Here is a 14,811-nt window from a genome sequence, read left to right on the forward strand (position 1 = left end):
CGGCGTGGATCCGTGTTGCCGATCCCGCGTGTTTGAAGAGTGGAGGCCAAAGTGACCGAGAAGAGCGGCGCAGACATCCTGATCGAGGCGTTGACCGACCTCGGGGTGGAGGTCGTGTTCGGCTATCCGGGCGGCGCAGTGCTTCCGATCTACGATGCGCTGTTCAAGCAGGACCGGATCAAGCACATTCTGGTCCGCCACGAACAGGCGGCGACCCATGCGGCGGAGGGCTATGCGCGCTCCACCGGCAAGCCCGGCGTCGTGCTCGTCACCTCGGGCCCGGGCGCGACCAATGCGATCACCGGCATCACCGATGCGCTGATGGATTCGATCCCGATGGTCGTCATCACCGGTCAGGTGCCGACGGCGCTGATCGGCACCGACGCCTTTCAGGAGGCCGACACGGTTGGCATCACCCGCCACTGCACCAAGCACAATTATCTGGTGAAGCGGCCGGAAATGCTGGGCGCGACGATCCACGAGGCGTTCCACATCGCCACCTCGGGCCGCCCCGGCCCGGTCGTGATCGACATTCCGAAGGACGTGCAGGTCGCAACGGCGCCCTATGAGGCGCCCGGCCCGATCCAGCACAAGACCTATCGCCCGCAGACCGAGCCCGATCTCGCGAAGATCCAGGAAGCAGTCGACATGCTGGCGGCCGCCGAACGTCCGGTCTTCTACACCGGCGGCGGCGTCATCAATTCGGGCCCGGAGGCAACCCGGCTGCTGCGCGAACTGGCGGCACTGACCGGCGCACCGGTCACCTCGACGCTGATGGGTCTGGGCGCCTTCCCAGCCTCGTCCGATCAGTGGCTGGGCATGCTGGGCATGCACGGCACCTACGAAGCCAATTGGGCGATGAACCAGGCCGACCTGATCCTCGCCGTCGGCGCCCGGTTCGACGATCGCGTCACCGGGAGGCTGGACGCCTTCGCGCCGAACAGCCGCAAGGTGCATATCGACATCGATCGTTCGAGCGTGAACAAGAATGTTCGCGTTGATCTGCCCATCATCGCCGATTGCGGCCGGGCGCTGGCGGCGATGGTCGAAAGCTGGAAGAAGCGCGGCCATCCCAAGCCGGACCTGCGCGACTGGTTCAGCCGCATCCAGGGCTGGCGCGCAGCCGCGTGCCTCGACTTCCGGGAGAATGGCGACGTCATCATGCCGCAGCGGGCGATCCGTGCGCTGTACGAGGCGACCAAGGCTCGCGCCCCGATCATCACCACCGAGGTCGGCCAGCACCAGATGTGGGCGGCCCAGCATTTCGGCTTCGAGGCGCCGAACAAGTGGCTGACCAGCGGCGGGCTGGGCACCATGGGCTATGGTCTGCCTGCGGCGATCGGCGCACAGCTTGGCAACCCAGACGCGCTTGTCATTGATATTGCTGGCGAGGCGTCGATCCAGATGAACATTCAGGAACTTGCGACCGCTACGCAATATCGCCTGCCGGTGAAGATATTCATTCTCAACAATGAGTATATGGGCATGGTCCGCCAGTGGCAGGAACTGACCTATCAGTCGCGCTATTCGGAGAGCTATTCGGACGCGCTGCCCGATTTCGTGAAGCTGGCCGAAGCCTATGGCTGGAAGGGCATCCGCATCGAGCAGCGCTCCGATCTGGACGACGGCATCCAGGCGATGCTCGACCATGATGGCCCGGTTCTGGTCGACTGCCGCGTGGCAAAGCTGGCCAATTGCTTCCCGATGATCCCGTCGGGCGCCGCCCATACCGAGATGCTGCTCCAGGCGAGCGAAGTGTCCGGCGAGATGGACGACGAGGCCAAGGCGCTGGTTTGACCGGATTTTGGATCCTCCCCCAGGGGCAAGGATCGAAGGGGTAGAAATGCACATCAAGGAAGAAGCCATCGAGCGCCACACGCTGGCGGTCATCGTCGATAACGAACCGGGCATCCTCGCGCGGATCGCCGGCCTGTTCACGGCGCGCGGCTACAATATCTCGTCGCTCACCGTGTCGGAGATCAGCGACGACGATCTGATCAGCCGGATCACCATCGTCACCTTCGCCTCGGCGCCGGTGATGGAGCAGATCATCGCTCAGCTCGAACGGCTGGTGCCGGTGCACAAGGTGGTCGACCTCACCACCAAGGGCGAGCATGTCGAGCGCGAACTGGCGCTGGTGAAGGTGGTCGGCACCGGCGACCACCGCATCGAGGCGCTGCGCCTTGCCGAAGTCTATCGCGCCCGCGTGGTCGACGCGACGATCGCCAGCTTCGTGTTCGAAGTGACCGGGACAATCGACAAGATCGACAAGTTCGTCGAGCTGATGCGCGAAGTGGGGCTGGTCGAAGTGGCCCGCACCGGTATCGTCGCCATTTCACGCGGCCGCGACCCGGCCTGAATTTCAACCCCTCTCCCCTTGGGAGAGGGAGGGGCCCATGCGCAGCATGGGAGGGTGAGGGTGAATGCCCTCGTGCCCCGCCACCCTCACCAACTTCGACTAGCCAACCGGCTGACGCCGGCCGGCAAGTCTCCGTATCCTCTCCCACAGGGAGAGGAGCAGAAAGGGAAATTAGAAATGCGTGTCTATTACGATCGCGACGCCGATCTGAACCTGATCACCGACAAGAAGATCGCCATTCTCGGCTATGGCAGCCAGGGGCATGCCCATGCGCAGAACCTGCGCGATTCGGGCGTCAAGGAAGTCGCGATCGCGCTTCGCCCGGGTTCGGCCTCGGCCGCCAAGGCGGAAGCTGCCGGCTTCAAGGTGCTGCCGAACAAGGAAGCGGCTGCCTGGGCCGACATCCTGATGATCCTCGCGCCCGACGAGCATCAGGCGGCGATCTACGAAGCGGACCTGAAGGGCAATATGAAGCCCGGCTCGGCGCTCGCCTTCGCCCACGGCCTCAACATCCATTTCGGCCTGATCGAGCCGCCGGCGGACATCGACGTGATCATGATCGCGCCGAAGGGCCCCGGCCACACCGTGCGCAGCGAATATGTGCGCGGCGGCGGCGTGCCCTGCCTGATCGCGATCCATCAGGACGCCTCGGGCAACGCGCATGACGTGGCGCTTGCGTACGCGTCGGGTGTCGGCGGCGGCCGTTCGGGCATCATCGAAACCAACTTCCGCGAAGAGTGCGAGACCGATCTGTTCGGCGAACAGGCCGTGCTGTGCGGCGGCACCACCGCGCTGGTCCAGGCCGGGTTCGAGACGCTGGTCGAGGCGGGCTACGCCCCCGAAATGGCCTATTTCGAGTGCCTGCACGAACTGAAGCTGATCGTCGACCTGATGTATGAAGGCGGCATCGCCAACATGCGCTACTCGATCTCGAACACCGCCGAATATGGTGACATCAAGACCGGCCCGCGCATCATCACCGAAGAGACCAAGAAGGAAATGAAGCGCGTGCTGGCCGACATCCAGTCCGGCCGCTTCGTCAAGGACTTCGTACTCGACAACCGCGCCGGCCAGCCCGAGCTGAAGGCCAGCCGTATCGCGGCCAAGCGCCACCAGATCGAGCAGGTCGGCAGCGAGCTGCGCGCGATGATGCCGTGGATCACCGCCAACAAGCTGGTCGACCAGACAAAGAACTGATCAGTTCGGGAAACCATAAGTTGCCGGCTCCGCACTGGATTTGCGGGGCCGGCAGCCGCATTACGGACATGACGCAACAATCAAGGGAACCGTCATGCGCGCACTCTATGCCCTCGCCCTACTCGTCGCCACGCCGGCCTTTGCCCAGCAGGCGCAGCTCCCCGGCCAGGCCGACGCCAGCCGCGTGCCGGCCGGCACCTATGTCGTCGACACGGGCCACACTCAGGTCGATTTCACCGTCAACCACTTCGGCTTCAGCCAGTTCACCGGCCAGGCCGGCGGCGCAACCGGCTCGCTGACGATCGATCCGGCCAAGCCGAACGACGCCAAGCTGGAAATCACCATCCCGACCAGCGGCATCGTCACCACCGTGGCCGCGCTCGACAAGCACCTGGCCTCCCCCGACTTCTTCGATAGCGCCAAGTATCCGTCGATCCGCTTCGTCTCCACCAAGGTGGAAGTGACCGGCACGCACGCGCTGATCACCGGAGACCTGACGCTGCACGGCGTTACCAGGCCGGTCACGCTCGACACCAATCTGGTCGGCGCAGGGACCAACCCGATGATGAAGAAGCTGAACTTCGGCTTCGAGGCGACCACCACAATCAAGCGCAGCGACTTCGGCATGGACAAATATGTCCCCTTCGTCTCGGACGAAGTGAAGCTGCACATCAACGCGGCCTTCTCGGCCAAGTAAGTCCCGATTGCCTGCACCTCTCGCTTGCGTCACGATGGCGCGAGCGAGGGGACGGGAAATGCAGGAGCAGGAAGGCCGCGAAGGCGCCAAGCGCGTCGAGGCGTTTTCGGATGGCGTCATCGCCATCATCATCACCATCATGGTGCTGGAAATGCACGCTCCCGAGGCCCCCGGTCTGGCGCATCTGCTGCCGCTATGGCCCGTCTTCCTCGCCTATCTGCTCAGCTACGCCTATGTCGCGATCTACTGGGTCAACCACCACCGGTTGTTCCATTTCGCCACGCAGGTGAGCAACGCGCTGCTCTGGGCCAATATCGCCCTGCTGTTCGCGCTCTCGCTGGTCCCGTTCGCCACTGCCTATCTGGGCGGGCAGCATTTCAGCCGCGAGGCGACGATCCTTTATATGGCCGTGATGCTGCTGCCGTCCTTCGCCTATAGCTGGCTGCAGCGGATCATCCGCCGCACCGGTGCCGATACCGACATCGCCCGAGCCTATCACCGCCGCACGATCCGCAAGGGGACAGCAGCAACACTCGTTTATGCCGCCGGCATTTCGCTGGCGCTGATCACACCTGCGCTGGGGCTCGCCTGTGCCGCTATCGTAGCCGTGCTCTGGTGTCTGGCCGACAGCCCGATCGACCGGCTTTTCGGCGACTGAAACCACGCACGGAAACGGCCGAAGCATCCGCCCCGGCCGCCCGTTCCTCCGTTTATTCTTTTGCGTTCAGAAGCCGAAATGCGCGCGCACACCATAGAAGCGCGGCAAGCCCGGATAGCCGGCATAATTGCCATTCTGCTCCGGTACGGCGAACCCGGTGATGTAGTAGAACTGGTTAGTCAGGTTCTCGACGAAAAACTCCAGCCGCTTCTTGCGGTCTTCGGTCTGGATACCGACACTCGCGGAAATCAGCGGATAGCCCGGGTTGCGCAGCACGTTGCGGCCGTTCGCATCGGGCGCGCTGGACGGAATGTTGACTTCGCTGTTGTAGCGCATGTCGACATGGAACAGGCCGTGCCACTCGCCCGACAGGCGCGGCGTCCAGGTGGTGGCGACCGTCACCGTGTGCCGCGGCTGATTGTCGACCTGCAGCCCCGCTTTGCCCTGCAGCGGCGTGCCGGCAAAATTCTTGCCGTCATCGTCATAGCGCGCGTCGATATAGCTATAGCCGAGCTGGAAGATCAGGTCGCGTACCGGCTGGATCGTTGCTTCGGCTTCGACGCCCTTGCTGGTCGTCTTCGGCACATTCTGGACCACGAAGTTGTTGCCGCTGAACACCAGGCTCTGAAGGTTGTAGAACTTCTGATAGAAGCCCGCGAGGTTCAGGGTGAACTGGCGGCTCAGTTCGGTCTTCAGGCCCAGCTCGAAGGCGTCGACCGTCTCCTTCCCGAACGCGAGGTCGCTTGCCTGCGGTCCGTTCCCGCCCAGCAGCACGGAGTCGAACGTCGCCTGGTCGAGATTATAACCGCCGGACTTGTAGCCATGGTCATAGCTGGCATAGCCCAGAATGCGCGGCGAGAACTTGTACGCAATCTTTGCGGTGCCGGTCAGCTGGTCCTCGCTGCGGCTGTTTTGGTAGTTGCCGTTGAATTCATTGTTCACGGCCGGATTGCAGCTCAGCAGGAACAGGTTGTTGAACAAGCCGGGGATGTTGCGAAGGATATTGGCATAGGCCGTGGCCGCCGGATTGCCCGCGCGAACCTGATCGAAGAATCCGCAGCTGCCGGTATTGTTGCGGATCGTGGTATCCAGATCCTTGGTTTCGTGATTGTAGCGGGCGCCCAGCGTCAGCGACAGTTTGTCGGTGACGTTGATAATATTGTGGGTGAACAGCGCCCATGCATTGGTCTTGACGCGATAGTCGTTGTTATTGCCCTGGCCCGATGCCGCCGCCGGTAGCGGCCCCAGTGCGAGCGCAGCCAGCCCCGGCACCACCGGAATACCGGGAATCGGCGCCGTACCGGCCTGTGCGCGGAACAGCGTTACCAGCGGCGCCAGCGGACCATAGGCCGCCGGCGGCGCGGCCGGATTCAGCAGCACCTGCCCCATTGTCGGCACCGTCGGTCCCAGCGAGCCGTAGAACTGCACCGGCGTTCCGAAGCTGGGCCGCAGCAAGCCCGAGAAGATAGAATCGACATAGCTGTTGGCGTCCTTGCCGACGCGCACCGTGTCGTGCAGGCTGTTAGTCTCGTTGAGGTAGAAACCGCCAACCAGCCAGTCGAGCTTGCCGCCAAACGCCGATCCCTGAAAGCGGACTTCCTGCGTGAAGTCCTGCAACTGGTTCTTGTACCCGTCGCGATAGGCGCGATCGATGCCGGAGAAATCGATGTCCTGCCCGCGCGTCACCTGCCAGTCGCGATAGGCGGTGATCGAGGTGAGCTTCACATCGCCCAGATTATAGTTGAGTTCGCCGGAAAAACCCCAGTCGCGGATCTTTTCCCCATAATCGCGCCCCGGGGACATTGCCTGAATGCGGTCGCTGGGCGACCCGGTGTACAGCCCGATCAGCCCCTGCGAGGCAGCGATGCCCTGGATGACGGGGGCCAGCGAACCGCGCACGGCCGAAACTGCGCCGCAGCACTGCTCGTTCGTCTGGTAGTAATCGCCGATCAGCCGGAAGGTCAGGTCGCTGCTGTCGTACAACGCCTGGCCACGCACCTGCCAGCGGTCGAGATTGTTGATGTAACGATCGCTATTCGCATCCTTGATATAACCGTCGCGCTTGCGATAGCTGCCGTCGAGCCGCAGCGCGATGCTCTGACTCACCGGGCCGGTGATCGCCCCCCGCGCCTCATAGGCGTTGTAATTGCCATAGCTTGCCTCGGCATAGCCGCCGGTCGTGAACTGCGGCTGGGCGGTATAGATGCTGAGCGCACCTGCCGAAGTATTGCGGCCGAACAACGTGCCCTGCGGCCCGCGCAGAATTTCGACGCGCTCCAGTTCCGGCAGTTCCGAAATCGCCACACCGGCGCGGGCGCGGAACACGCCGTCGATGAACACGCCGACCGCGGGTTCGAAACCGGGATTGTCGCCCCCGGTGGTGATGCCGCGAATATAGATGGTGGTGCCGGTGGCCGAAGACTGACCGGTGGAAGACTGGAGCGACGGCGCGAGCTGCTCCAGGTCACGGACGTTGCCCACACCGGCATTTTCCAAGAGCGCCGGCCCGATCGCGGTGATCGCCAGCGGCACGTCTTGCACGGTTTCGTTACGGCGGGTGGCGGTGACGATGATCTCGTTGGCGGACTGGTATTGATCGTCCTGCGCCTGCGTCGTGGTATTTTGTCCGGCGAGTGCGGTGGACTGTGCAAAGGCGGGCGTTGCGACCATCAACGCCATCGCAGTCGCACTCAGCAGCTCGAGCTTGCTCATGGGTCTGCCCCTCTCTCCTGTATATCGCGCCGGTCTGTACCCCGCCGCGACTTTGTTTATCTTGTCTGCGAAACTAACGCTGGATTTCCGTTCGCGTCAACCGTAGCCCAGCCGGAAAGTCCCGGATTTTCGCGGTTTCAGGCTGCTTGACGATCGATCGGGAAAACTGTTGGAGCGGCGGGCGGCCAATGCCGTAGCGTCAAATGTACGGGATGAAGAACGATGTCGCACGCGGATGATTTTCACGACGGGCCGGAAGACGGCGACATCGTTGCTCCGCCCCCTAAAATCCCTGTGCCCGCGGAAGTATCGGAAGCGGTCCGCACCCTTATCCGCTGGGCCGGCGATGATCCCTCGCGCGAAGGCCTGCTCGACACGCCCGAGCGCGTGGCGCGGGCATGGAAGGAATATTGCTCCGGCTATGCCGAAGATCCGGCGCGGCATCTCCACCGGGTATTCGAGGAAGTCGGCGGCTATGACGAAATCGTGCTGCTGAACGACATTCCCTTCCAATCGCATTGCGAGCACCATATGGCGCCGATTACCGGCAAGGCCTCGATTGCCTATCTGCCACGGAACCATGTTGTCGGTATCTCCAAGCTCGCCCGCGTGCTCCACGCCTTCGCCCGTCGCCTGCAGGTGCAGGAACGGCTCACGGCAGAAGTGGCCGACTGTATCTGGGAGCATCTCCGGCCCTATGGCGTGGCGGTGGTGATCGAGGCGCAGCATGGCTGCATGACGGCCCGCGGCGTGCGGACACCCGGCGTGGGCATGGTGACCAGCCGGATGATGGGTGTGTTCCGCGACGACAAGCGCAGCCGCGAGGAAGTGCTGCGCCTGATGGGCCGGGCGTGAGCAAACCGCTGGCGCTGATCACTGGCGGACAGCGTCGGCTGGGTGCCGCCATCGCAGCGCGGCTGGCGGAGGCCGGCTATGCCCTGGCGCTGCATTCCAGCCGCAACCAGCTGGAACCGGGCCTCGCTGAAGCGCTGACGCAGGCCGGTTGCGAATGGGAGGCATTCGCCGCCGATTTTGCCGATCTTGCCACACCAGCGCGGCTGATGCGCGAAGTCACTGCCCGCTTCGGCCGCGCGCCCGATCTATTGGTGAATAACGCCGCAATCTTCGGGCAGGACAGGCTGGAAGACGTGGATGCCGATGCACTGATCGCCCATTTCTCGGTCAACTGCGCGGCCCCTGCCCTGCTTACCCAGGCGTTTTCGGCCAACGGTCCGAGCGGACGCGCGATCGTCAACATTCTCGACCAGCGGATCCGCAATCCGCATGCGGACCAGTTCGCCTATACCTTGTCAAAACAGGCGCTGGCCGGCCTGACCGAAACCACGGCGCGGGTGTTGGCGCCACATATCCGGGTGAATGCGGTGGCGCCCGGCCTCACCATCGCCACCGCCGACTATAGCAAGCCGCAAATGGCGAGGCTTGCCGACCGGATGCCGCTGCGTCGCCTGCCGGGTGCCGCCGATATCGCCGAAGCGGTGCTGTACCTGGCCCGCGCCGAGGCGGTGACGGGTCAGGTGATCCATGTCGACGCCGGCGCACACTTCGTTGCTTTCGAACGCGATTTCATGCATCTCGACCGTCCGTGACGGCACTGCGGACATCAGGAATAGTGCCTAGACGCAGTCCGCTTTGCCCGCACTTCGCCCTATAATTCGGAAAGTGCTCCCGGATTGCAGGACCGCCTTGCCCGGGAACGAAGATGCGTACCCGGAAGGATCCCGATGTCGATTGCCCAGTTCGTGCGAAACAGTGCGCTCGCCATGATGGCGATACTGATCGCCGGCGGCTTGTTTGCTGCGTGGCGGCTGGATCGCATTCGCATGGGCGGCGAAATGCAGCTGCGCCAGCAAGTGAATGCAGAACTGATCGCCGACATTCTGCCGCCGCCAGAATATATCATCGAACCCTATCTGGAAGCGACGCTGCTCGCGCGCGACCCGGGCGCCCTGGGCGCGCATGAGGGACGTCTGGAGGCGCTGCACAAGGACTATCTGGCGCGCAACCAATATTGGCACACCGCACGGGTGGACGAAGCGCTGCGCAACCAGCTGCTGGCGCATGCCCACCCGGCCGCCCAACGCTTCTGGGATGAGCTGGAACAGAAGTTGCTGCCCGCGATCCGCAGCGGCGATCGCGCCGCAGTGGATGCGAGCTACGCGCGCCTGTCGCAGGCCTATGCGGAGCACCGCGGGGAAATCGACAAGCTCGTCCGGATGGCGACCGATCACCAGTCCGCGATCGAATCGGCCGGTTCAAACGAGTTCTGGTTCGCGATTGGCATCGTCGTGTTGCTGGCGTTGATCGTGGCTGCGCAGGCGCTCCACTTCTACATCACCATGTATCGCCGCGTGCTGAACCCGCTGGGCAAGCTGTCCGACCTCACCGACCGGCTCGCGACGGGCGCCAACGAAACCGTGCCCTATCAGGACCACAAGGACGAGATCGGCCATATCGCAACCGGGCTCGAACATTATCGCGCCGCAGCCGCTGCGCGAAGCGAGGCCGATGCGCGCAAGCTCGAGGAACAGCGGACGGTCACCGAAGTGCTTGGCCAGGGTCTGCTCGCCCTGCGCGAAGGCGATCTGACGCGCACCATCGACCGGCAGTTCCCTGAGGAATATGAAGTCCTGCGGCACAACATCAACGATGCCATCGCGGCACTGCGCGGCAAGGTGCAGCTGGTTAGCGACAGCGCCGAGAATATCCGCACCACCTCGCAGGAGGTCGCGCATGGCTCCGAAGATCTTGCGCATCGCACCGAGAGCAGCGCCGCCAATCTGGCGCAGGCCACGGAAGCACTGAGCAAGATCGAGGAGCGGCTGCGCGCGACGATGATCGCTGCCGACAACACCGTGAAGCGCGCGGGCGAAGCGACCACCGCGCTGCGGGAAGGCCGTGGCACCACCGAGCGCGCCGTGGAAGCGATGGACCGCGCCAGCGGCAGCGCCAAGAACATCGACGGCGTTATCGAGGGGCTCGACAAGATCGCGTTCCAGACCCGCGTTCTGGCGATGAATGCCGCCGTCGAGGCCGGCCGCGCCGGCGAGTCCGGGCGCGGCTTCATGGTCGTTGCCGATCTGGTGGCAGCGCTGGCCCTGCGCGCCGAGGACCAGGCCAAGCAGGCTCGCGACATGCTCAGCGAAACGCAGGCCGACATTCTTCAGGCTGCCGATGCGGTCCATGCCACCGACCATGCGCTCGACACGATTTCGGGCGACGTTGAGGCCGTGCATGATCTGATCGCCGCGATCGACCATGACAACCACGCCCAGTCCGCGGCTGTCACGCAGGTCTCTACGGCGATGAAGGCCATGGACCTTGTGACTCAGCAGAATGCGGCGATGGTCGAGGAAACTTCGGCCGCGATCCGCAACCTGTCGGGCGAAGTCACTGCGCTCGCCGAGCGTGCGGGCGCGTTCCGGTTCGAACGGACTGTGGTCGCGCCGACAGCAACCACACGCCGCGTGCGCGCCGGCGCGACCGTGCATTGAGTGCAACGCCTTCCCGAACCTCGCTCGGGAAGGTGCTAAAGGCTCACGCGCGGTTGGCGGCGCTCAATACCGCCCGCACCGACGCCGTCGCGATGTCGGCATCGATGCCGACACCGAACACCGTCCGCCCGTCTTCGGTGCGGCATTCGACATAGGCCGCCGCCTGCGCATCGGCACCGATGCCGATCGCGTGCTCGCTATAGTCGACCACGTCGAGCCGCGGCCCGGTAGAACCCGCCAGCGCATCGATCACGCCCGAAATCAGGCCATTGCCGCGGCCCGAGATCGACTGGGTCGCGCCGTCGATCGCGATATGGCCGACGAACACGCGGCTACCGGCGCTGCCCGTCTCTTCATAATCGACAAGCGCGATCCGGTCCTTCTCGCCCGGCAGATAGACACGCTCGAACAGGCCCCAGATGTCCGCGGCATTGAGTTCGCGGCTGGTCTCGTCGGCCAGCGCCTGGACGTGCTTGGAGAATTCGGCCTGCATCCGCTTGGGCAACTTCAGCCCCTTGTCCTGCTCGAGCACCCAGGCGACGCCGCCCTTGCCCGACTGCGAATTGACGCGGATCACTGCCTCGTAATCGCGGCCGAGATCCTTGGGGTCGATCGGCAGATAGGGCACGTCCCAGATCTGGTCGTTGCGCGCTGCCTGCGATGCGAAGCCCTTTTTGATCGCGTCCTGGTGGCTGCCCGAGAACGCCGTGAACACCAGGTCGCCCGCGTAAGGATGGCGCGGGTGTACCGGCAGCTGATTGCAATATTCGACGGTCTGGATGACCTCGTCGATATCCGAGAAGTCGAGCCCCGGGTCGAGGCCCTGCGTGTACATGTTGAGCGCCAGCGTCACCAGATCGACATTGCCGGTGCGCTCGCCATTGCCGAACAGGCAGCCTTCGACGCGGTCGGCGCCCGCCAGCAGCCCCAGTTCCGACGCGGCGACCCCGGTACCGCGGTCGTTGTGCGTGTGCAGGCTAATGACGACACTGTCGCGGTTGCGAATGTTGCGGCAAAACCATTCGATCTGGTCGGCATAGATATTGGGCGTCGCCGCCTCGACCGTCGCCGGCAGGTTGAGGATCAGCGGCTTTTCCGGCGTGGGGTACAATATTTCCATCACCGCCTCGCACACCTCGACCGAGAAATCGAGTTCCGCGGTGGAGAATGTCTCCGGGCTATATTCGAAATGCCAGTCGGTATCGGGCTGTTTGGCAGCTTCGTCGCGCAGCACCTTGGCGCCTTCGACGGCGATCTGGCGCACTTCGTCGCGGTCCATGTTGAACACGATGCGGCGCCAAGCGGGCGATACTGCGTTGTAGAGATGGACGATCGCCTGCTTCGCGCCTTTCAGCGACTGGAAGCTGGTTTCGATCAGGTCGCGGCGCGACTGGGTGAGCACCTGAATCGTCACATCGTCGGGAACCTTGCCCTCGCGCACCAGGCCGGAGATGAAGTCGAACTCGGTTGCGCCCGCGCTGGGGAAGCCGACCTCGATCTCCTTCAACCCCACCTTCACCAGCAGTTCGAAGAAGCGAGTCTTCTTCTCGCCGTCCATCGGATCGATCAGCGCCTGGTTGCCGTCGCGCATGTCGGTCGACAGCCAACGCGGCGCCTTGGTGATGGTGCGGCTCGGCCATTGCCGGTCGGGCAGGTTCACCTGCGGGAAGGGACGATATTTGACGCTGGGGTCACGCAACATGTGCCGTGTCTCTCTGATAAGGTCGGCCCGCGCCTAGCGCAGCCGATATGCGTTCGGGAAGGTCCGGAATTCGCCCTTAGGGGAGACGCGCGCCTGCGATGCCAGCCCCTAAGGGCGGATAAGTCGCAGGCAAAGGAGCGCGTTGGTCTTCACAACGCCAGCATTGGCGCAAGCGGCAGCCGATGTCCAGCCGCTACGCGCCATTTCCCTCGGCGACGGCGGCATTGTCCGGCGCTTCCGGCTCAGCGTCGGCCGGCGTAGCGCTTGCGCGCGGCGAAGGGGTGGCGACGATCTCTGCCATGGGTGGCGGATCGGCATAGTTGGTGCCGCTCGTCCCGCCATCCCCGCAACCGCCCGCCAGCAGCGCCAGTACCAGCCATCCGCCCTTGCGCATCACCACGTCCCCCGCTCACCGAAAGCACAGGCACCATGGCGCCTGCCCGGCAGATCGCAAGCCCTGAAACCACCCCTCACACGCTTTCGGCCGTGTCCTCACGGCAACGCCGCGGCGTCTCTCGCGCTCTCACCGACGCGGAAAGATGCACAGACGACTGGACAGAAGCGATTTCCCGCGATCAAAGAAGCGCAGGGACGTGCAACGCGTTGCGTCCCGCAGTACATCGTCCGGTGCGACAAGGGGGAGGAGCCTCTCACAAGCCCGCGGCGCTGACGAAGGAATAGGCCCTTGAACGGGCAGTAACAGGAGAAAATGAAGATGGCCGAAACCAAAGCACGCGGCGGCATTGCCAAGCCCGTCACCCCTTCGCCCGAACTGGCGAAGATCGTCGGCACCGCCGACCTGCCGCGCAGCGAAATCGTCAGCAAGGTTTGGGAGTACATCAAGAAGCACAACCTCCAAAACCCTGCAAACAAGCGGGAAATTCTCGCCGACGACACGCTGAAGCCGATCTTCGGCGCCGACAAGGTGACCATGTTCGAGATGAACAAGCACCTTGCCAAGCACGTCAAGTAAGCACCATCGTCCCGCCCCGAACCGGGGCGGACATGGCACGGGGCGGGCATGTCGACATGCCCGCCCCGCTTGCATTTCAGCTATTGCCGGGTGCCGTTAGACACCTTCTTGTTCGGGCAACTTCACCCCGATTCGCGAATCCTTCGCCTTCGTTACCCTGGCTCTTTGCGATCCCCGATTCGGTCTTGGCGGCTGCTTTCGGGTCAATGCGCGAGAAACAATGGCACCGGGCACTCGCCCAGCATCCGCTGCGTCACACCGCCAAAGGTCGATTCCAGGAAGCGGGCATGGCCGAAGCCGCCCATCACCAGATAGGAGGCATGGAGCGACCGGACCTGGCCGAGAATCGCCCGCCCCGCCCCGTTTTCCGCCGAGACATCGTTCAGCACCGGCCTGATGCCGTGGCGGGACAGATATTCCGCCGCCTCCGCAGCCGGAGTACCGATCGATCCGTCCTGCGCGGTGATGATCGTCACCGTGCCGGCATGCTTCAGTAGCGGCACCGCCGCCCGCAGCGCGGCCTCCGCTGCACGCGAGCCGTCCCAGGCAACAAGGGCATGGCCGTAAATGTCGAAGCCGCGCGCCGATTCCGGTACCGCGACGATCGGTTTGCCGGTCTTCAGAATCGTGTCGCCGATCAGGTCGCGCATGTCCGGATATTGCGCCTCAAGCTCGAGGTTCAGCACGACCAGGTCAGCCAAAGCCGTGGCATCGCGCAGGCACGGGCTGGCAAAACCGGTGACGTCGATCCAGTCATAGGGCACGTCCTCGGCCCGCAACCGCGCTTCGATGCGCTCGCGGTTCGCCGCCTCGCGCACCTGCTCGTCGGCAAGCAACGCTGCACTGCCACCCATTTCGGCGTAATCGCCGACAAAGGTCGGCACCATGACGATGTCGAGACAGCGCAAATGCCCCTCAAGACCACGTGTCAGATCCAGCGCTGCTTGAAAACGCGCCTCCTGACCGGCGTCGTCATGCATCAGAACGAGAACATTCTTCAT

The 14,811-nt window shown here is 63.9% G+C and carries 13 protein-coding genes; 9 read left to right on the forward strand and 4 right to left on the reverse strand.

Features of this window, described 5'->3' with window-relative positions:
- The first annotated feature begins 51 nt into the window (after positions 1-51).
- From ACT53K_RS16495 to ACT53K_RS16515, 5 genes are all read left to right on the forward strand, one after another.
- On the forward strand, positions 52-1,797 hold the full coding sequence (locus ACT53K_RS16495; protein ID WP_476229807.1) for an acetolactate synthase 3 large subunit: 1,746 nt from the start codon (positions 52-54) through the stop codon (positions 1,795-1,797).
- Between the two features lie 46 nt (positions 1,798-1,843).
- Entirely contained in the window at positions 1,844-2,359 is a 516-nt protein-coding gene (gene ilvN / locus ACT53K_RS16500) for an acetolactate synthase small subunit (protein ID WP_476229808.1), read from the forward strand.
- A 177-nt stretch (positions 2,360-2,536) separates the two neighbouring features.
- Positions 2,537-3,556 (forward strand): ketol-acid reductoisomerase, encoded by a 1,020-nt coding sequence (ilvC, locus tag ACT53K_RS16505; protein WP_476229809.1) that lies wholly within the window; start codon positions 2,537-2,539, stop codon positions 3,554-3,556.
- 94 nt (positions 3,557-3,650) lie between these two features.
- On the forward strand, positions 3,651-4,253 hold the full coding sequence (locus tag ACT53K_RS16510) for a YceI family protein (RefSeq protein WP_476229810.1): 603 nt from the start codon (positions 3,651-3,653) through the stop codon (positions 4,251-4,253).
- A gap of 58 nt (positions 4,254-4,311) precedes the next feature.
- On the forward strand, positions 4,312-4,911 hold the full coding sequence (locus ACT53K_RS16515; protein WP_476229811.1) for a TMEM175 family protein: 600 nt from the start codon (positions 4,312-4,314) through the stop codon (positions 4,909-4,911).
- 66 nt (positions 4,912-4,977) lie between these two features.
- Here ACT53K_RS16515 and ACT53K_RS16520 read toward each other — a convergent pair whose 3' ends face one another.
- Entirely contained in the window at positions 4,978-7,623 is a 2,646-nt protein-coding gene (locus ACT53K_RS16520; RefSeq protein WP_476229812.1) for a TonB-dependent receptor, read from the reverse strand.
- A 222-nt stretch (positions 7,624-7,845) separates the two neighbouring features.
- On the opposite strand from ACT53K_RS16520, the gene folE reads away from it, so the two are divergent.
- The 3 genes from folE (at position 7,846) to ACT53K_RS16535 (ending at position 11,135) form a co-directional block, all read left to right on the forward strand.
- Positions 7,846-8,478 (forward strand): GTP cyclohydrolase I FolE, encoded by a 633-nt coding sequence (gene folE / locus ACT53K_RS16525; RefSeq protein WP_476229813.1) that lies wholly within the window; start codon positions 7,846-7,848, stop codon positions 8,476-8,478.
- Entirely contained in the window at positions 8,475-9,230 is a 756-nt protein-coding gene (locus tag ACT53K_RS16530; protein ID WP_476229814.1) for an SDR family oxidoreductase, read from the forward strand. The genes folE and ACT53K_RS16530 overlap by 4 nt, the downstream gene beginning before the upstream one ends.
- 135 nt (positions 9,231-9,365) lie before the next feature.
- Complete coding sequence (locus tag ACT53K_RS16535) at positions 9,366-11,135, forward strand: methyl-accepting chemotaxis protein (RefSeq protein ID WP_476229815.1); 1,770 nt, start codon at positions 9,366-9,368, stop codon at positions 11,133-11,135.
- Positions 11,136-11,178: 43 nt separating this feature from the next.
- On the opposite strand, the gene leuA is transcribed toward ACT53K_RS16535, so the two are convergent.
- Together leuA and ACT53K_RS16545 are read right to left on the reverse strand one after the other, a co-directional pair.
- Positions 11,179-12,837 carry a 2-isopropylmalate synthase gene (gene leuA / locus ACT53K_RS16540; RefSeq protein ID WP_476229816.1) on the reverse strand — a complete coding sequence of 553 codons (1,659 nt, stop codon included), beginning with the start codon at positions 12,835-12,837 and terminating at the stop codon, positions 11,179-11,181.
- A gap of 193 nt (positions 12,838-13,030) precedes the next feature.
- Entirely contained in the window at positions 13,031-13,231 is a 201-nt protein-coding gene (locus tag ACT53K_RS16545) for a hypothetical protein (protein WP_476229817.1), read from the reverse strand.
- Between the two features lie 321 nt (positions 13,232-13,552).
- Here ACT53K_RS16545 and ACT53K_RS16550 point away from each other — a divergent pair, with 321 nt between their 5' ends.
- On the forward strand, positions 13,553-13,810 hold the full coding sequence (locus ACT53K_RS16550; RefSeq protein ID WP_476229818.1) for an SWIB/MDM2 domain-containing protein: 258 nt from the start codon (positions 13,553-13,555) through the stop codon (positions 13,808-13,810).
- Positions 13,811-14,013: 203 nt separating this feature from the next.
- Here the strand turns inward: ACT53K_RS16550 and ACT53K_RS16555 are convergent, their stop codons facing one another.
- Positions 14,014-14,811, reverse strand: a complete 798-nt coding sequence (locus ACT53K_RS16555; protein ID WP_476229819.1) for a universal stress protein — start codon at positions 14,809-14,811, stop codon at positions 14,014-14,016.

The sequence above is a fragment of the Sphingomonas sp. DMC8 genome (genome assembly GCF_056314185.1).